Annotated in this window: 10 protein-coding genes and 1 riboswitch; all 10 genes read right to left on the reverse strand. The window is 38.3% G+C overall.

Annotated elements, in window-relative coordinates:
- Positions 1-47 precede the first annotated feature (47 nt).
- Positions 48-3,179: an efflux RND transporter permease subunit gene (locus P3F81_RS07765; protein ID WP_147669867.1), complete on the reverse strand. Its 3,132-nt coding sequence runs from the start codon at positions 3,177-3,179 to the stop codon at positions 48-50.
- Positions 3,179-4,432 carry an efflux RND transporter periplasmic adaptor subunit gene (locus P3F81_RS07770; RefSeq protein WP_309320256.1) on the reverse strand — a complete coding sequence of 418 codons (1,254 nt, stop codon included), beginning with the start codon at positions 4,430-4,432 and terminating at the stop codon, positions 3,179-3,181. The genes P3F81_RS07765 and P3F81_RS07770 overlap by 1 nt, the downstream gene beginning before the upstream one ends.
- 100 nt (positions 4,433-4,532) lie before the next feature.
- Positions 4,533-6,521, reverse strand: a complete 1,989-nt coding sequence (locus P3F81_RS07775; RefSeq protein WP_147669865.1) for a TonB-dependent receptor plug domain-containing protein — start codon at positions 6,519-6,521, stop codon at positions 4,533-4,535.
- A gap of 237 nt (positions 6,522-6,758) precedes the next feature.
- Positions 6,759-6,935, reverse strand: a riboswitch (cobalamin riboswitch).
- The gene (locus P3F81_RS07780; protein ID WP_147669864.1) at positions 6,931-8,373 is read right to left on the reverse strand and encodes an outer membrane protein assembly factor BamB family protein; all 1,443 of its coding nucleotides are present in this window, start codon (positions 8,371-8,373) and stop codon (positions 6,931-6,933) included. Its footprint overlaps the riboswitch before it by 5 nt.
- Before the next feature lie 10 nt (positions 8,374-8,383).
- Positions 8,384-9,268 (reverse strand): energy-coupling factor transporter transmembrane component T family protein, encoded by an 885-nt coding sequence (locus tag P3F81_RS07785; protein ID WP_147669863.1) that lies wholly within the window; start codon positions 9,266-9,268, stop codon positions 8,384-8,386.
- Positions 9,216-10,919 carry an ABC transporter ATP-binding protein gene (locus P3F81_RS07790; protein WP_147669862.1) on the reverse strand — a complete coding sequence of 568 codons (1,704 nt, stop codon included), beginning with the start codon at positions 10,917-10,919 and terminating at the stop codon, positions 9,216-9,218. Before P3F81_RS07790 ends, P3F81_RS07785 begins: the two co-directional genes overlap by 53 nt.
- On the reverse strand, positions 10,919-12,580 hold the full coding sequence (locus P3F81_RS07795; RefSeq protein WP_147669861.1) for a hypothetical protein: 1,662 nt from the start codon (positions 12,578-12,580) through the stop codon (positions 10,919-10,921). Before P3F81_RS07795 ends, P3F81_RS07790 begins: the two co-directional genes overlap by 1 nt.
- Positions 12,581-12,643: 63 nt before the next feature.
- Positions 12,644-16,480 carry a cobaltochelatase subunit CobN gene (locus P3F81_RS07800; protein WP_147669860.1) on the reverse strand — a complete coding sequence of 1,279 codons (3,837 nt, stop codon included), beginning with the start codon at positions 16,478-16,480 and terminating at the stop codon, positions 12,644-12,646.
- A gap of 18 nt (positions 16,481-16,498) precedes the next feature.
- Positions 16,499-20,212: a cobaltochelatase subunit CobN gene (gene cobN, locus P3F81_RS07805; RefSeq protein ID WP_147669859.1), complete on the reverse strand. Its 3,714-nt coding sequence runs from the start codon at positions 20,210-20,212 to the stop codon at positions 16,499-16,501.
- Between the two features lie 33 nt (positions 20,213-20,245).
- Positions 20,246-21,016, reverse strand: coding sequence for a carbon-nitrogen hydrolase family protein (locus P3F81_RS07810; protein WP_309320258.1), 771 nt, complete (start codon positions 21,014-21,016; stop codon positions 20,246-20,248).
- Between the last annotated feature and the right edge of the window lie 8 nt (positions 21,017-21,024).

The following is a 21,024-nucleotide window of genomic DNA, read 5'->3' on the forward strand; positions in this document are numbered from 1 at the left end:
AATATTCAGCCATTTTACACTATTTCGCAAATCCTTGTCAAAAATAATTAACATTTTTTCGCTTTACCAAATTCTTTTCTTACATAATTGAACCACGCACTCACTGGATATCGATCAAAAAACACAAAGATAATCGGGATAACAATCAAGGTGAAAATCGTCGAAGACAATAATCCGCCAATGATTACCCAAGCCATACTTACTCTCGTTTCTGAACCTTCCGTCATCGCTAATGCCGTAGGCAACATCCCGACAACCATGGTAAGCGTCGTCATAAAAATCGGCTTCATTCTGATTTTCCCAGCTTCGATAATTGCTTCATAAGCATTCTTACCATTTTGTTGCAACGTAATCGCATAATCTAAAAGCAACGTTCCATTTTTTGCAACAAGCCCATCCATAACCAAGATACCGATTAGGGAATAAATATTAATGGTTTGATTCATCATCAACAAAAATAAGAGTGAACCAATCATTCCCAAAGGTAAAGAAAACATGCGAATAAATGGTGTAAGCAAAGATTCATAAAGAAATGCTAAAATCATATACACTAAAATCAGTGCCAAACCTAATGCTTGTAAAATTTCAATGAAAGCTTCATTTATACTGTCAGCTTGTCCCGTGAAACGATAATGCACTTGATTTCCCAAATCTTTTTTATCTAATAGCGCCTTTACTTCCTGTATAGCTTCAACCAATGGACGATCCGTCAAATTAGCTTGGATATTGATTGACCGTTCTCTGTCCACTCTACGTATCGTTACCGGTCCAACGCCTTCTTTTATATTAACAACATCACCGAGAAAAACGATACGATTGTTTGCTGTAATCGGAATTTTTGCTATATCAGATACTTTATATCCATCACTGCCTGCAAAACGAACTTTGATACTCGTATCCTGTCCATCATTGAAAGGATTATTGACAAAATCGCCAGCTTTTTTACCGGCAATCGCAGCGGAAAAGGCATTTGTTATATCGTTAACCGTAATATGATAAAAATTCAATTTATCGCGATTGATTTCAAGCTGCACTTCCGGCATCCCTTCACTATAAGAAGAACTGATATCCTTTACCCCTTCTACCTGTTTAAGTAAATCTTGTATATCATAAGAAGCAGCGACCAAAGCTTCATTGTCCGTTCCTTTTAACTCTAATTCCAGTGCTGATTTCACCGGTTTTTTCCCCATGCCTAAGCCGCCTCCGCCAGAAACACCAGCTACAGAAGATTGCGTTTCATTTACGCGTACAGATTGCGCGGTAAGAATATTTTTCTTTGCAAACTTACGAACAGCTTCAGTAATTTCCCAAATATCACGGGATCGTTCGCTTCGGTCACAAAGCGTAACTGAGATGGATCCACTATTGCTAAAATGGCGTCCAACACCTGATAAATAGTAAGAAACCTCCGGAATCTCTTTTACATACTCCTCTAGCTCTCTGATGACCGCATCCGTTTGATCAATCGTTTGACCTACCGGCATTTGAACACTAACCGTAAAACTTCCTTCATCGGTTTTCGGCATGTATTCCATTCCAATCCAACCTAATGGAACAAACGATACCGTCAAAATAAAGAGCAAGAGCATTGATCCCAATATTTTTTTTGGCTTGGCTAAACAATGCGTTAAAATTGCTTCATATCGTTCTGCTGCTTTTTTCTCTACAGCATCAATTTTTGTCCAAATTTTTCCCTTGGGCGTTTTTAACCCCTTTGAAAAAAACTTTGCACTCAGCATCGGCGTCAGCGTAAACGATACAAAAAGTGAAAAAAGTGTTGCAAAAACAATCGTCATCCCAAATTGACAAAAGAAACGTCCTGTAAATCCCGACATAAAAGCAATTGGCATAAAAACAACAATATCACATAACGTAATCGCAACCGCTGCCATACCAATTTCAGTTCGCCCTTCTTCAGCTGCAACCTCCGCCTTTTTTCCCATCATCATATGGCGATGAATATTTTCCAAAACGACAATGGAATCATCGACTAAGATCCCTATACACAATGCCATTCCCATTAAAGACATCATATTAAAGGTAAAGCCTGCAATATACATCATAAAAAAAGTAGAAATTAACGACGTAGGAATTGCAATCATAACCGCAACCATCGAACGCCAACCACGCAAAAAGAAATAAAGAACCAGACTCGTCGTCAGTAATCCCTCAAATAATGTACCTAAAGTATTATGTAACGATTCCTTTACATATTTCCCTGAATTTACAACTGTAACAAAGCGATATTGTGGATAATCCAATTCTATATCTTTTATTTTTTCTAATACACCATCTGCCGTAGCTACGACATTGGCATCACTATTTTTGTAAATAGTCAGGGTAACGGCATCTTCGCCATTTACTCTCGCATAACGCGCCACTCTGGCATCCTGCTCTTTTATTGTCGCAAAAGCAGTAAGTGGAATTTCTATGCCATCCAAGTTTTTAAGTTTCAAGCGAGTAATTTCTTCTTTTGATTGATATTGTGCCAATAAACGTACATCACTCTGCTGCACATCTGTATAAATCGTTCCGGCTGGCAACAATTTATTTTCACTTTTAAGTAAATTTGTAACTTGCTCTAAACTCAGCCGATAAAAGGCCAATTTATCTTTATTTATTTCTACAGCAATTTCTCTATCTCTTCCACCATTTAATTCAACGCCTGCTACACCATCGACTTGCTGAATTCGATCAACAAAAGTATTCTCCGTTTTTGTATAAATTTCACCTAACGACGTCGGAGCTAATACGGCAATTTCCAAAATAGGGGACGTATTCATATCCCATTTGGAGACAACAGGTTCATCAATATCATCCGGCAGCTTTTGCCGAATTGCATTTACTTTTTTAGAAGCATCAATCGCTGCATAATCTGCATTTGTCGATAGCTCCATTTCTAATAAAATCGACGCTTTTTCCGCATTCGCAGTCGAAGTCATCCGTTTAACACCTGAAACTGATGAAAGTGCATCTTCTAACGGCTTAATTACTTCTTGTTCTACTGACTCTGCACTTGCACCTGCATATTTTACATTGATAGATACATAGGGTGTGTTAATTTCTGGTAAAAGTTCAACACCAATACGCCAATAACTATACAGTCCTAAGACAACAAAAAAGGCAACCACCATACAAATTCCAATCGGACGTTGAATCGAAAATTTCGTGATATTCATTATTCACCATCCCGCTTTTGCCCATTTTCTTCTCTTTGGACTTTAATTTTATCCTTCATTCTTGCTAAATTTGTAACAACAACACTCTCACCTGCCTGTAAACCGCTACAAATTTCTACGCTTTCATCGTTACGAAAACCAATCGTAACTTTCCGTTCCCGAACTTCATCTTTTTCATTCACAACATATAGATACTGCTGGCCATTTTTTTCAACTAAACTTTCTTTCGGAACAAATAAGGTATTTGTGCGCTGAATAATTTCAAGCTCACTACTTACAAACATTCCCGATTTCAAAATCTCATCTGTTTTGTCTAGCTCAATGCGCATTGTATAAGTTTTCTTTTCTTTATCAACTGCCGGACTAACATAAATGATCGTTCCGAGATAATCCCTCTGTATCGCGTCTACATGCATGCTAATCTGCATTCCAGTCCGCACAGCTGCAATATCCCCTTCTGCTAATTCACAATCCACATAAAATTTATCATTGTTGATTACGGATAGTAATCGTTGCCCACCCTGTGCAAATGCACCTATTTCTGCATTACGAAATCCAATAATTCCGCTACAGGGAGCTCGCAAATATAAATCTTCTTTTTCCTTTGTTAATGCTTTATGTCTTTGGTTCAGCTTATTTAATGATGCCATCTTTGCCTCAACAACAGCTGGAACTTCACTATCCATCCATTGATTTTCTAATGTAGCTAAAGCCGCTTTACAATTTACCATTGCTTGCTCTTTTTCATCTAAGTTTTGCTTGGAGATCGCACCTGTTTCATATAAGGTTTGATAGCGTTCATAATCAATTTTGCTTCGCTGATAATCCGCATACACTCTGTCATAGGATGCTTGGTAAAAAGATTTCTCTTCAGTAAGCTCTGCTTGTGCTTGACGAATCTGTGCTTTGTTTTCATCAATGGAAATAGCCACGTCTTCATTATCTTGTAAAATTAAAAGTTCACCAGCTTCGACTCTTTGCCCTAAAGAAACATAAACAGCTTTGATTCTCCCAGAATATTTAGGTGCAATATCCACCTGAATATTGGCAACCGTCTCGCCATAAAAGCTTATCCGTTTTGACATATCACGCCGCTCTACTGTTTCTACAGCTACCACAGGCTTCGTCATCTCTCGGTTCATTTTTTTTTGCATAAATAAATTTTTTATAATAAAAATGCTACTGACTAGCAAAATAAAAATGATTAAAACCAACCAAGGTCGTTGCTTTAATTTTAAAAAGGTCTGCTGCATCTCATTCACCTTCTTTTTCATCTTTCCAAATGAAATGATTTCAGCGGAAGTCTTCACTTGCCGCTGAAATCCAACTTAAATTCGAATAATTTATAATAGATTAAAAAGTCCGTTTATACTTAAGCATATAATTTGCAGGCGTTGCAAACGTTTCACTTGCATGGCTGATAATATCTTTACGATTAAACAAGTTTTCAACACTTAAAGAAAGAGTACTTTCATCATCTATTTGATAATCCACATTAAGATTTGCCAATAAATATGGTTTTACTTTATAAGAATGTTCACTGCTTGGTGTAATCACACGATCGGCAAGATAATTCATCATTAAGCTCGCTGTCCATTGCTCTTTTTGATACGTAACACCACCATTTAATTGCCATCTGCCATAGTTTCTATCCCAATAAGTTTTCGCCCCCGGTTTATCTGTAGAAAATTTTGACTCTGGATTGTTATATACTACGCCATAATTATAAGACCAACCATTATTTTCTTTGACTTCTGCACTTAATTCAATCCCTGTATTTCTTAAATCTTCATTCATATAATAATACCAGGTTTCACTACCAACTTTTTGTGCGCTAGAGCTGATATTATCTTTGATTGTATAATTAAAAAGTGCAACTCGCCATTTATGATCTTCGTGATTTTTCTTCCAGCCAAGTTCATAATGCATACCTGTTTGTGGTCTTAAATCCGCATTACCAATAACAATACTACCCTCTTTAGAATACATCTGACCAAATGTAGGCATAACAAAGGATTGTCCAATGCTTGCATAAATGCTTTCATCTTCATTTATCTTATGTAAAAATTGTCCCTGTGCGCTAAAGTTATTAAAATTTTTATCTTCATCAGCACCGGTCGTCCAGCTTTCCCTACCACTCAACGTAAAAGTATCACTGTCATTTAATTCCGTTTCCCATTGTCCATAGACAGAAAAATTATTTCGTGACCGATTCTGATCTGCAGAACTACGCAAATTTGGTTTATATACCTCATTTTGATATGTTGTCCCAAAAAGAATTTTTCCATTTTCTTGTTCCCATACTTTTTGAACATCAAAGCCAGATGTTCGATTTTTTTCTAAAGTATTTGTAGAAAGTGTTGGCACTTTATTTTTCTTTCCTGCCGTCGTATAAAAGGTGTATGCCGTACTATCAAGTGAATTTGCATTATAGAAAACATTCCCCGTTACGTCATCAGATTTATAATTAAATTGCAAAAAATCTTTCGTGAATTTATGACGTCTTTGAATTTGATCCGTTCCACTTAAATCCTCCCATCCATCAGCAAAGGAGGTAGAACGACGATTTAAAGCTTCATCATGCATGTATACCATGTCCCATTTATCATCAAAAGAATAATTTAACGTAAAATTATTCTTTTCAGAATTATTACAATTTGTTTCCATTGTTCTATTTCTTGTATCTTGCGTTTGACTTACACCATTTACTTCGCCCCACTTATCATAAGTATAACTAAAGCCAACTTTATTTTCTTGCACATTTAAGTTGTAATTCTCTTGTCCATAATTCCCAAATCCTGTAGAAATAGTAGTTCTACTTATATTTTGCTTAGATTTCTTTGTAATAATATTAATAACTCCGCCAGTAGCTTCACTACCATATAAAACAGATCCACCGCCTTTTACTACTTCAATTCTCTCAATACTTTCAAGTGGAATATCTTCCAAATTATATAAACCGCGTAAATTAAGTGGTGTTCCATTAATCAATACCAGCGTCCCTTTTTCTACCCCACGAATAATAATTTTACTTGTCATCGTACTATTGGTAACTCCACCTGGCCCTTTTGCTTCATAAACCAATCCTGTCGCCATAGATAATGCCTGCTGCACATTACGTGCCCCTGTGCGATGTAAGTCCTCTGCCGTATATACATCAGTTGACGCTGCAACATCAATATCTTTCTTTTCATATCTTTGTGCAGTAACAACGACAGTATCAAGTTCATACTCATCTTCAACTCCACTCGCATATCCCAGTGAAGATACAGCTAACGTAGATAATCCTATCGCTATAATTTTCTTTAAATGATTCTTTTTCTTTTGATTTAATAAATTCATTATCTTTCTCTCCTCTTCTTTCCCTGTTACAATAATTACCCTAAAATGTCGCTACTCCATCATCTCCTAAAATGAATATCTATAGAAAAAACCTTCTCTTTATTTATATAGAGAAGGTTTTTCATAGCAAATTATATTCATAAAAACACTACTAAATTAGCTTTAATACAATAAAAACTAATGCATCTTTTGAATAGAATCATTTTCTACTATCCCCTCCCCATCACTCGTGGGTCAACGGTGATTGTCAAATAGGCAGTTCTCCTGGCTCTAGTTCATCGCTTGCTCAGTCTTCCCAGAATTTCTTCCAGTGACATTTATTGAGTTCACTCCCTAATACAGTGGCGGGACCGCGTTGGCTTTTAACCAACTTCCCTATTAAACCGCTATGGTACCTATTCCATTTTATTTAATTTTTATTTCGTAATAAATGCAAAGTGTAGGTTCCAACAATCGTACCATCATTCTTTTTTAGCGGCACTTCAACAGCTGCAACATATGTGCCATTTTTACTAATAGCCGCTGCAATATTTGGTCCTTTAGTTGGAATTTGTGCTTCAACTTCACCAGTTTCTAAATTTAATATTCTTAATCCATGAACTTCTACATTTTTTGTTTTTGTATTTTTTCCTACTGCAATTGCAGCATAGGGATAAGCAAAAGCTAAGTCTTCTACTGCACCGCCAGCTTGCCAGCGATAAAGGAACTCACCGGTTTTATTAAACACATAAACACTATTACTACCCGGATGTTCTACCGGAGTTGGTAATTGCCAGTTTGCACTGTTATAGGTATTAAGTGTAGAGAAAACTACATAATCCTTAATGACAAAAGCATCTCTTCCTACTGCGTTTAAATAAACAGCACCAAACTTTTTCGGTTCACTCAAAGCGCGTTCCCATAGCAAATTACCCTTTTCATCGTAGAGAAAAGCTCTTCCATCGCTCGCCATTGCCGACACAAAATTTCCATCTGCACTAATATTCGGACTGCCACGCATTGCAGTTTTTTCATAAGGAATGATTCCTGCAATCTGCACGCTATTTTTTATTTCTCCTGTCTTAGCATTTACATAATATAGCGAATCAGCAAATTCATACTGAATTCCTGAAACATTTGCCGTACCAAATACTAAGGTATTCATTTTTTCATCCACGCTAATCCAATCTACCCATGCATCTAGGGTACTTGCATTTGGCATTGCCCATTTTTTATCGCCCTGCTCACCAAAGCAAAAAATCTTTGCCCGATAAACGATTTTTCCCTTTTTGTCATTTTCATAGCGTTTACTCAAGAAATACACATTTTTTTCTTGATCACAAATGATTTTTACCGTTCCCGGCAAACTACTATGTTTTAAATCTACGCCAATATCTTCGACTGTTTTATAATCCCAAATCGCCTGGCCAGACTTACTGTCTAAACAAACTATCCGCCCCTCCGGACTCGTTTCTCCGACATAAACATATTTCCCGTCAGGCGAAAAAGTCAATGCTGTAATTTTCCCAATACCCACTTGCTTGCGCCAAAGAATTTTCCCATCCTCCGTTTGTAAAAGAAGAATTTCTCCACTATCCGTCCCAATCGCCAATCTTTTTTCATCCGTTGAAAACTCCATATGGGCCTTAATACTTCCCATATGATTAAAGCCCCTAATTTCAACTTCACCTAAATCTATATCTACAACCGACTCACATTTATGTTCCCAACGATCTTGCATGGATAATGTTTTTTCATCAGAAGAAAAGATTTTATGTAGATTTTCAAAATAAAGATGCATTCCAATCATAATGAAAGTAAAAACAAAAAGTCCGATAATAAACACATTACGCCATTTTTTTAAATTATTCATTGCTCCTGCCTCATAACCATATTTTCACTAAATCATAAACTGGACGAAATGAAGATAAATACAAAACCCCATTAAATTGCAGCCAATAGATAAGCTTGACACCGAAAAGAATGCAAATCAATATTCCAATTCCTGCTGCACAAATTTTTTCTTTACCAGCCCAAAGTTTTAATGTTTGTACACGCAAGCTTCTGCCAAAACCTCTTGACTCTACGGAAAGAGCTAACGTTCCCGCCCGTTTAATCGTTCGCGCTAAAATCGGATATAAAATCTGATATAACGTATGAATTAAACGATTGATTTTTAAAGACCGAAATGGTTTCGCCCCTCTTAATTTCTGTGCTGTCATGACAGTCATTGTTTCCGTTACGATATCTGGCAAAAATCTTAAGCTTGTAATGCTCATAAACGCTAATTCATAAGGCATTTTCCAGTAGATAAAGCCTTTTAATAAATCCCTTTGATCTGTTGTCCAACAAAGTAACATCCCTGCACTTACCATTGTCGCCGCCCGCAAGGCTTGCAACGCTCCATATTGAATTCCCTCTCGATATAAATAGACTCCATCACTCATCATCAAACGGCTTTCATCCATTGCTAATAAGCAAAGAATCGGTGTGCGCGGCAATTGATTATAAAACATTGCCTGACTTACAACAGAGCCCCATACACCAATCAAAATAATCAGCATTAATACCAGCCATTTTGAAAATGATGATTTTGCGATAAAGTGCATGAATAATACAAAGAGAAAGATAAAATACAAAGTCAGCGGACTGTCAATAAGTAAAACACCCATACTAACGGCTGCTGCAAATAACAATTTTGTGCGTGCATCCAGTCTATGAAACGGCGTGTTTTTTGCTGTAACTTCTAAGACTTGTTTGTTGAACATGTAAAACCACCTCCTCTACAGAGGTTATCTTCCCAATTCCAAGCTGCTGGCTCATTGCAATAATTGGCGGCTGTTTCAGCCCACTTGCAGCCAAAATATCTGCATTGCTAAAAACATCTTCCGGTTTTCCATCCGCAACAATCTTTCCTTCTGTCATTACAACAATTCTTTCGGCAAAACGCGCGGCAATTTCTGTATCATGCGTGCAAAAAATTACAGTTCCCCCTTCATTCGCATAATGATGAATTGATTCTAAAATATCTTCAATCCGAGAAATGTCCTGCCCAGTTGTTGGCTCATCAAGGAGAACAATTGCAGGCTTAAATCCTAGGATACTGGCAATCGCTACTCTAAGTCTTTGTCCACGACTAAGTGCTAAGGGGAATTCTTCCACAACTTCATTTAAAGCCAAGGCACTGCACAAACTTTCACAATAGTTTTGATTTACTTCATCATTTTTACCAAACTGCTCTGCTGCATAAAAAATTTCCTGCTTAACCGTTGGATTAAATAACATTAAATCTGGATTTTGCATAACCATTCCCACTGTGCCAATCGGCGAGCCTTTTACTTCATCAATGGAAATTCTACCTGCTTGCGGTGTAAAAATTCCCGCAATCAACTGAAGCAAAGTAGATTTCCCCGCCCCATTGGTTCCCATCAGTGCAATAATCTCACCGCGATATACCGTTAAATTAAAATCATTCAAAATTGTCTTCGGCTGATTTTCATAGCCAAATCCAAGATTTTCTACTGTGATTAATACTTTTTTCTTTAAAGAATCCGTTATGTTCATTTCTTTTTTACGCGTATTTATTTCAGGATATTTTTTCAAAATTCCCTTTACTGCATCTGCAATATAATCTTTATGTATTGCAATTCCTAACTGAGAACACAGATCTATTGTTTGTGGTAATCTTAGCCCGTGTCCGCTAAATATTTGCGGATTTTCTAGTGCTTCCTTCATCGAACCATCCCAAACAATTTTCCCAGTTTCCATAATCAACATGCGATTGCAAACTCGAATCACTTCATGCAGCCTATGTTCAATTAAGATAATCGTGATTCCATGTTCTTTATTTAATTTTGTAAGTACCTGTAATAAGTTTTCTGCATTCACCGGATCAAGCTGACTAATCGGTTCATCTAGTGCTAAAACTCTTGGTTTTGCCGCTAAAACTGATGCCACAGCCAGACGTTGTTTCTGTCCGCCAGATAATGCATGAATGCTATCCTTTTCCTTGCCTGATAGACCAACCTCCCGCAATACCTCTTGCACACGCAGCTTAATTTGCTCCGTTTCTAACCCCATATTTTCTAAAACAAATGCAACTTCATCAAAAATCGTCGCCGAGAAAATTTGATCCTCTGGACTCTGAAAAACTAACCCAATCATCGAGCTCAAATCGGCAATAGAAAAATCACGGGTATTTTTCCCATCAATATAGATATCACCGCTAAAGCTACCACCACTTTCATGGGGAATTAGACCATTGAGCATTTTTAAAATTGTACTTTTCCCACAACCTGATTGCCCTGTAATTAAGATAAAGTCGCCCTTATGAATTGAAAAATTAAGCTTGCATACTGTAGGCACTATTTTATTTCCATAGGTAAAGGAAACATTTTTTACCTCAACAATTCCTTGCATCAATCACCACCTACCTTTTTTAACTCTTTTCCTAAGTAAAATCCACAAACTGCTCCAATTCCAGAATAGAAGAAACCACTAATAAACGTGCACAAGAAAATGTACCATTGAGCGTAATACAATCTATATAAGAACGCCATGGCTTGCAAATTCACATAAGTTGAGATTGCATCGGCTATTCCGCAAGCCAAAAAGAGTGAACACACAATCCGCTTTTCAGCGGAAGGATTTGCTCTTTCGCCCGTCGTTTTTTTTGTAATTCCCATTCCATAGAGAAAGCCTTCTAATAATACTGCCTGTACACCAACAAGCAATATCGAAATCGGTGAAATATGACCAAAAATAATCATATTAATTAACATCTTTACAAACAGCATCAAGGAAACAATCCCCATATAAGGAATCAATATTACTAAACTACAAAGTAGCATATACATTAAAATTCCGCTAAACATTCCAGTAATCAAGAAACTAAATGGGCCTAAAATAATATGAAAAAAGTCACTAATAAACGTCGTCGGCAAGCTGACTACCGCAAAAGCAGTAGCACCGAATAAAGCAGCTGTAATTAACCAACGGCTCTTCATTTGCTTTAATCGTTTTTTTGATATGATAAATGGCAAAAGAAGAAGAACGAAAATAAACATAACTGACGTAATCCACGCAGCTGTTTCATCCCGATGAATAATTTGAATTGGCATTGCGTATTCAACAATTTTATTCTCCCCGTCATATCCTTCTACTTTTAATATCACTTCGCCACTTTTAATCTCGTCTTCGTCTACATAAACAGGCATTCTCAATTTTTGTTCTTTTTCCCCATCTAATGCAACAAACGCCGATAATCCATGAATTTTATCGTATTCTTCATTAAGTTCCATATTATCTTCATCGGCAGTACTTTGGGGGCTGATTAACCCAGGAATCCGCTCACCTGTTTTCTTATCAAGTAAATGAGCCCTTAAGAGCAGCAATTTCTGCTGCTGGGCTGGATTATCAAAGGAAATTAGCATATTCGTCACTGGATGTACGCGTTCTGCTGCCGTATTTGTTGCACCTTTTCCAGTAAATAAATTTTTATAATAATCTAAGGTAGTATCACGAAGCAATAGAGTTGCTTGATCCATACGGTCATCATATTTTCCCTCTTCGTCAAAGGGTACAATAATTCTACTGATTTTCAAGTCCCCCGCTGTGATGGCTAAATTATTTCTTACCGTTAAAACTTTCTTTACCTCGAAAGTTTTTTCTTCAGAAATAACTTTTATCGTAAAAGAATACTCGCCCTCTGCCTGCGCTTGAAATCGCAAAAAATCAAACCAGTTTCCATACCCTTCAGAAAACTCCACTTCCTTTTGATAAATTTGCTCCTGATGCCTTTCTTCGTGCGTCCATATTTCATTGGCATCTACAAACTCAATTCCTTGCGGAACCTCAATCTGAACAGTCACGCGTTCCCGATTCATTTGTGGATGAAATACCGTCGTCCTCATCATAAATATTTCTTCCGGCATAACCGTCTGTTTTGCGATGCCCAGAGAATATGGAAGGTCCACTTGTAAGTTGGTTGCTTGATTTGCCGCAAAGCTACTCCCCTGAGAAAAGAGCAAAGCTAAAACGACAGCTATACATAAAATTATGTTTTTCCCTTTTATTTTCATTCTCCGCCTTTCTTACCTAACTAGAAATATTATTATTTCGTCACAAATCCACTTTGTCTGCATCTACTTTAATAACCTAGCTTTCCACGCCGGAACATCCTCTGGTGTATAAAGATTCACTGCACTGCCTTGAAAATCCCCATCAATTTCACCAACGGACTCTTCCATCCAGCCTTCTACTTCTAAATGTGATTTTTTCAACGCTTCTAAAACCTCGTTTTCAGGCTTCCATAAATTTCTCTGCACAGCTTCAAGCATACGACGATTGATATCTTCCATTGCCCATGGATTATGCTCTTTAAACCACGCCTGCATATCTTTATCCATAATGTAAGTTTGGGCAATCGCATCAAATATCCAATCCCCTACTGCTCCACTTGTTGCATCCCATCCATAAACATTGGCAATGCGTTTCGCGATTTCCCCAGCACCCTTATAACCATTCTCTTTCATGCCTTCCATCCATTGAGGATTGAATAACCTCGTCTGCACTGTTTCGGCGATTTCTTCATCTAAACTAGCAATTCTTACTTTTCGCTCATTGCGCGTATCGCCATAATACATTTTGATTTCACGATTTTTTTGCAAGAGCTTTGCTGTCGTTGCAAGACCGCCCATATAGCTAAAATGTGAAGCCGAACCTAATAAATCATGTGCATCATTCGACGATTTATTATAGATAAGGTCAACGGTTGCCAGCTGGTTTTTTAATTGTTGTAAGGAAGTTTTTGCACTACCATTGCTTCCATAGAGATGAGCGCTCCATGTTAAAAAAACATCTGCTAAATCTTGCTCATTTTGCCAAGCTGAAGCTAAAATTGCAAGGTTAATCCCCGTTCCATAGGTATTTTCCTGCCCGCCAAAAATTCTCGTCGCTGCAATTTCCCAACTCTCTGGCGTATCTTCTGCTAAATTTTCTAAGGTATGCTTTCTTACAAAATTTTCATGTATAGGTTCCGGTAGTCGTGCAACAGTCTGAATCACTTCATTGAGATATTCGGGAATATTGGGATAAGCATCCCGTAATACCCCACTGATTCTAAGCGTAACATCAATGCGCGGACGTTTTAGCTCATCAATTGCTTGCACCGTAAAGCCTTGAATTTTCCCACTTTCATTCCACTTTGGCACAACGCCAAGCAATGCGAGAATTTGCGCAACGACTTCCCCATCTGACCACATGCAATCCGAAGCCCATAAAACAATCGCACAATTTTCCGGATATCTTCCGGATTCTTTTTGATAACGCAGAATTAATTCTTCGGCTAAGTTTTGACCTATTTTCCAGGCTGCCTTCGTTGGAATCCCCGTAGGATCTACACTATAGAAATTTCTTCCCGTCGGTAAAACATTACTGCGCCCACGAATAATAAGGCCTGCTGGCCCCGTTGGTAAATACCCACCCGTTAATCCCTGCAAAATGCCCTGAATTTCATCAGATGCATCTATGTCCAAAGACATTTTTTTAATTCGCTGTTGCCAGCAATCTAATTTTGAAATTTTTTCATAAGATTTTATTTGCTCCCCAAGAATAAACCGCGCCACTAATTCGCTATGTTCATTGCCTATGATGAACATAGCAATAAATTCTTTTTCATATTCTGCAATTGCGTCGAGCAGTTCGTCATAGGTCTTAGCAAAAGCTTGACTATAACTGTATGGTTTTTCTAACAATTCATCGTAATCTAAGCCTATAATTTCAGCAATAAGCCTACTTAGATTACCTTCTGCCCCGCCATCGTAAGCCAATACCATTCGTATGTACTCCATTTTTTCTTTGCCTTCCGGCATCTTGCCTAAGGTATGCATTCCTTTTGGACACATGCGATGTTTTAATCGCACTATTTTTTGATGCAAGTGGCAGATTGTCTGCTCTTCATCTTTTTCATTTTTCTCTTCTGCCAGATATTTTTCAGCAATTGCAAGGGAAAGAATCTTTTGTCTGAGCGTATCAGCTCGGCATTTTTGCTCATGATTTAATCGTGCATACGCATTAAGTAACACCGCTAATTTTTCCATCGCACCATAGGGCGCAACATTTTGCATCATCACTTGCATATGTCCAATTAACGTTGCATAACTTTTGCGCTTTGCAATTGCCCCCTCCGCAGGGTTGTCTGTATTATAAAGATAAAAATTGGGCATCGTTCCCAAAGTAAGTTCAGGATAACAACTTTCTGTTAAACCAATTGATTTTCCCGGTAAGAACTCCAAGCTTCCATGCGTTCCTACATGAACAACTGCGTCAGCTCCCCACATTTCTTCAAAACAACGATACGTTGCTACATATTGATGCGTTGGTGGACAAAGTGGATTATGTAAAATCTTGCAGACCTTTCCATCACATCTCGCCCCCGCACAGCCACGCTTTGGCTGTACACACACTAAAACATTGCCAAATTGAACACCTGTAACTAAAATCTTCTGATCATATACCATCGCTGGCGGAACTTCCTCCTGCTCTTCACCCGGAGGATTTCCCCATGTTTCCGTCATCTCTTTCTGGACTGATTTCGGGAAATGATTAAACCAACTAAGATACTCATCAACGCTGATACTTTTCCATACGCCACCCTTTTTCACAATCTCTTCTACCGGCGTCCAGCGAAAATCTGAGATTGCTTTACGGTCCATAATCAGTTCAATCAATTTTTCTCCTGAATCAGGAATGGAGCCTACCTGATACCCAGCCAATTTCATTTTTTTCATCAACCGGACTAAACTTTCCAATGCATTTAATCCGGTTGCCGCTCCGACAGTGAGTTCCACACCATGACAAACACTATTATGTAAGATAAAAACGATTTTCTTTTCTCCATTATTTTTTCCGCGAAGCACCATCCACTTTTTAATTCTCCGACACAAAAACTGAATGCGTTCCAGTATAGGCACATGTGATGGAATTTCATCCCCATCCGCCTGTGTAGTCTCTTTTAAAGCGCCAATGACGATGGGCTCAATTACACCGCTACATTCTGGCATGGTAATCGAAGTCACAATAGATGTCGTTGGTATTCCAAACGGATTTTTTCGCCATTCCCCTTCTGTCTGGCTATTCATAATCACACCTTTAAAAATCGGTACATTCAGCTCTTGTAACAGCGTATAGCCGGGATGTTCTTCAATTTTTTCTTTGCGATTACGAGAAATCAGAAACAATACTTGTAAATCAATGCATACATCAATCACCGGGCGCTTATTTTTCATAAAGTAATTTTCAATGATGGCAATATTATCTTGCCGCCCATTTTTAGGATCATGACGATCAACGCTAAACACCGGCAAAGCATTATAGCCATTCGCGTGAATTTCTTTTATTAATGCATCTACAATCCCAGTATCATGATTTAGCCACATACTTCGGCTAAATAAAATTCCAATCGTTTTTCTTTCTTCCTGATAAAGAACAGGATTCGTTAAATATTCTTCTAAATTTTCTAGCACAATCGCTTTTTGCGGAACATAAATGCCTTGCCAAGCAACTGCTTGCGGTGCATTTACTTGCACTTTAGCTCCCAATATTTCCTTTAATAAAAAATACAATGCATTTTTTACGTTTTCTTTGCCGCCAATCGTTAAGTAAGCTTGTACTATCGTTGGGAATTTTTCATTCACTGTAGTAAAAATAGAAAATTCCGGGCGATGTGATGTCGACAACATTGGCTTATTCTGTCCGATTATTTTTAACTGCATTGAAACTTCTTCCCAAACGCCGTGCGTAGATGGAATCAAAAAAATTAAATCTGCTTGTTCAGCCAAATAAGTAAGATATTCTTTTCTAAATACAGGATCTGATAGTCGATCGATGATTGCTAAATTGATTTCCACTTCTTTCATTTCTTGCTTTGCTTCCAAAAAAGACATCATTTGATGACTTTCCAGCAAAATTGCCAATTTCATTGCTATGCCTCCCGCAAATTAATCCTCACTTCGCTCTTCCAGTTCACCTTCAATTGATAAGTAAAGTGATTTTAATTCCTCTAAAGTCTCCGATTTCGCCTGCCACATTTGACGTTGCTGTGCCTCTAAAAGTTTTTCCGCAATCCTCTGCAAAGCCCACGGATTCACCTTTCTCATCCAGTCCTGCATCTCTTTATTTAACGCATATTTTGCAGCAATTTTTTCATACATCCAATTTTCCATTACACAGCTAGTCGCATCCCAATCATAGCAACGAGCAATCGCCCCAGCTAAATCTGCCGCACCTTTATAGCCATGTTTTTTCATTCCTTCAATATGTTTCGGATTGATCACTTCCCCGCGAAAAATCCGTTTAAACTCTTCTCCTAAACTGCGCACAACAACTTTTTGCCGATCTGAGCTGTCTCCACAATATGAGCGCGGCGCAGACCCTTTAAAACTGCGAACAGCTGCAATTAATCCGCCATGAAATGCATTAAAATCATCTGAATCCAGCATCGTTGCCTCGCGGTTATCTTCATTTTTAATCGTAATATCCATGACCGATAATCGCTTTGTGAACAAGTTTGGCCTATACGTTCCATTTTGCTGTCCGCCATAAGCATGTGCGCCCCATTGCAAATAAATTTGCGCTAAATCGTCTACAGTTTCCCAATTTTTCGCTTCTAATGCATTACCAACCCCAGCACCATATGCACCGGGTTTACAGCCAAAAAGTCTACAGCCGACCTGTTGCCAAGCATCTTTTGGCGCAACGCCTTCTTTTTTCATTTCCTCAGCATCGCTAAGCATATGCTTGCGAACATAATTTGCTTCAATATCTTCATCAAGTTCACCGACGATACGCACTGCTTCATCTAACCATTTCATTGCCGCTGGCATTCCGTCTCTAAACAAACCGCTGATTCTTGACGTTACATCGATACGCGGACGCTTTAATTCTTCTAAAGGAATAACTTCCAAGCCTACGACACGCATACTGCCTTTTTTCCACACGGGTTTAACCCCTAATAAATATAAAAACTCCGCCACGCATTGTCCACGACTTCTTAAATTTGCCCCACACCAAAGAATCATCCCAATGTTTTCAGGGTAGCACCCTTCTTCTGCCAAATAACGCGAAATAACACTATCCGCTAAAGACTTGCCTAAAGTCCAACCAATTGGCGAAGGTAATTTACTTGGATCAACCCCATAAAAATTTCTTCCGGTTGGCAAAACTTCGATTGCTCCGCTCGTCGGTGCTCCAGCCGGGCCAGGTTCAACATATTTCCCAGATAATCCAGACAAACAGTTTTCAATTTCTTGCGTTGTCTTTTCTAAATTACCGACTAATTCCTTACAAATAAATGCAGCAACACGCTGAATCTCGCTCTTTGATTCTTCCGCCAATCCTTTATACCAGTCCAAATACTGTAACTGCCCTAACCGATCCATATCATAAGACGTATCAGCTAACACGCTGATGACTTCCTGACAATAGGTACGAATTTTATCTAAAACGATGCCATTACTCGTTATTCCATCCGCAGAAATCTGTCCACTTTTTTCTAATAATAAGTAATAATCCAGCTGGAACGCTTTTGTGATCGCTTTAGGAAGTGAAGGCAAGTCATCGTGTTCAGAGTTCGTTAATGCCAGCAGATAATCTTGTAGAAGTTGATTTGTTGGCGCATTTCCTAAAATATGTAACCCCGTCCGAATTTGCAAATTTTTAATATCCGTAATGTAGCAATGCAACTCTTGTACATAGTCATCAAAGTTTTCTGTTGGCTTCGTTTTCATATCCTCGCTTAGATTTAACGCTAAAACTTTTTCATTAATCTTTGCTTTTACCGTCTCAAGATTTGCCGGCTGATAAACTTTAAAATGTATGTACTCTTCTAAATATTTTTCCAACTCGGCCATTTCTTCATAAGCGCCCGCATGGCTCATCGGTGCTGGTAAATGCCCAATCAAACAAGCTGATCCGCGTCTTTTTGCCTGTGTTCCCTCACCGACAATCGTAATCAAATACGGATAAAGATTCGGCAAATCACCAAGTGCTAAATCCGGATAACAAGTATCTGATAATGCCGCACTTTTCCCTGGTAGCCATTCTAGTGAACCATGCGTACCAATATGCATCACTGCATCCGCTTGCCATACATCGCGAATCCAATGATAATACGCCAAATAATGATGTGGCGGCGGTGCATCAGGCGAATGTAGTATTTTCCCCGGGTCTTCACCAAATCCCCGCGGCGACTGCACACTAATAAAAATGTTCCCATTTAAAATCCCCGGGATAAGCAGTTCATCATCGTAACAAAACACATCACCAGGCGCATCTCCCCAATGCGTAGTTAGCTCCATTTGAGTCTTTTTCGGAAGCGTTGAAAAGAAATTCAAATACTCCTGTTTAGTTACTCTAGCGGGTGTATTTTCTATCTGTTTATCCGTTAAAAACCGCCGATCATTCGTTACGCCAGCTAGCAATTCTTCGATAAAGATTTGACCATCTGGCGGAACGTGGTCAACAAAGTATCCTTCTTCCTGCATTCTCTTTAATAAATTCCTAATACTTGCCGGCGAATCTAGTCCAGCAGCACTTCCAACATTTGAATTATTTGCCGGCACATTATGAAAAACTATCGCAACTTTTTTCTCTACATTTGATTTATGACGCAAGTTTGCCCATTTTTTTGCTTTCTGTACCACGCGTCGCAATCTCTCATGATTTGGCACATATGAAATCGTTCCATCTTCCGCAATTTTTTTATTGGCAACTGGCAACGAATGAATGACACCATCAAATTCACTTAGCGCAAGAACACTAGAAATCTCTACCGGATCCATTCCATCTGTACTCTTTCGCCACTCTTCATACTCCTTACGCAAAGTGTACGCTTGCAAAATAGGTACGTTCAAGCTCTGCAAAAAATCTTTTTCGATTCTTTTACCAACGGTCAACGAAAATTTAAAGGTAGTAATTACCGTATCGACAATGACTTTGCCCTGACGATAAAAAAATTGTTTTACCGTGTCATCAATTCCCGAAACATCCTCCGCTTTGTTTCCTGCCCATAAGCAGAAAACCGCTATCGCATTCATGCCCTGTGCTTTTATTTCCTCTATTAATGATGTTTGATAATCAAGATCCTGCCATATCCATTCTTCCCTAGAAAACAATATTCCGATGGTCATCTTGTCTGTTGCACAATAGTTATTCCAATAGGACTCAATATCTAAAATCGGCTCAACATGTGCTGGATGAAAAATTCCATTCCAATGCAGTTTTTTTGGTATCTGGTACGAGGTCTTCTCTTGAAAAATTTTTTCAACAACATAAAGCCATAAATTCGTATAGTTTGCAATCCCGCCAAAATTCAAGTACCGTTCAATTTCAGCTTGAATTTCTAAACAAAATGCATCTGCGTTTTTTGCCTCTTGTGTATTCGCTAAAAGGCAATACTTTATTTTTTGTTGTTTTAAAAGTTTAAGTGCTTTCTGGAAGAAAGGATGGTCATCACTCATTCCCATCCATGAGAAAATAACGAAATCCGCCTCCATAAATTCTACCTGTGTATACGTACTCCAAATGGTATCATGATTCACGCGATAGACTTCATGTACGCTGGCTAGTCTTTTTTCTGCGACTAATAGATTCAATGCCTGTTGCATCATACTCCCTTGACGTTCTTTGTTCGTTACAAAAATTATTTTCTTCATCAAAATCCCTCCAAAAAACACTTATCCAAGCTCTTATGTAAATGAAATGATATTAAATTGCGTACTAGTAAATACTTTTTCCTTTTTATTAAAGTCCATCATTAATATTGCAGCTTCCCCCTGATAGGAAAACTTCAGCTCTCCATCGATAATTGCCGCACTTTTCGCAATAAAACAATTCATTCCGCGTGTATTTCCCGTTTGGTTGCAAACAATCACAGGGCGTCCACCACTCATTTTAGAGCAGCGTTCCCAAGCTTTCTCCGGAGGGCCGCCACAGCCTGGTGGCCAAGCAGCAATAACAAGAATTAATTCTGCTCCCATTTCACCAAGCTGCGCTCCATTTTCTCCATACCATGCATCGGCACAAACCAACACTCCTATAGATACTCCCTCATAACGCAAACAAGTCAATCTTTTACCAGCAGTTGACCAACCTTCCGTTGCCGACCCTACAATTTTAAGTTTCCGATGCTTGTCGATAATTTCTCCTTTTGTATCAATAATCAAACAACTGTTATACTTTTTCCCATCGTCATGATCGAGTTCACCACACCCGAGAAAAACTGTAACCTGTAATTCCTTTGCCAAATCTAAAACAGGTTGAATGATATTCGTAATCTCTTTCTCCCAAACATATTCTCGACCCAGTTGCGTAAAAAAATATCCTTGCAATGCCATCTCTGGCGTAAGAATCCATTTTGCACCAGAGTTTGCTGCCATTTTTATTGATTTACATAAAACCTCTAGGTTTTTTTCTTGTGGTCCGCCACTTAAATTTAAATGTAATAATGCAATTTTCATCCCCATAA

Origin of the sequence: Selenobaculum gibii (assembly GCF_030273445.1) — a bacterium.
Lineage (GTDB): Bacteria > Bacillota > Negativicutes > ICN-92133 > ICN-92133 > Selenobaculum > Selenobaculum gibii.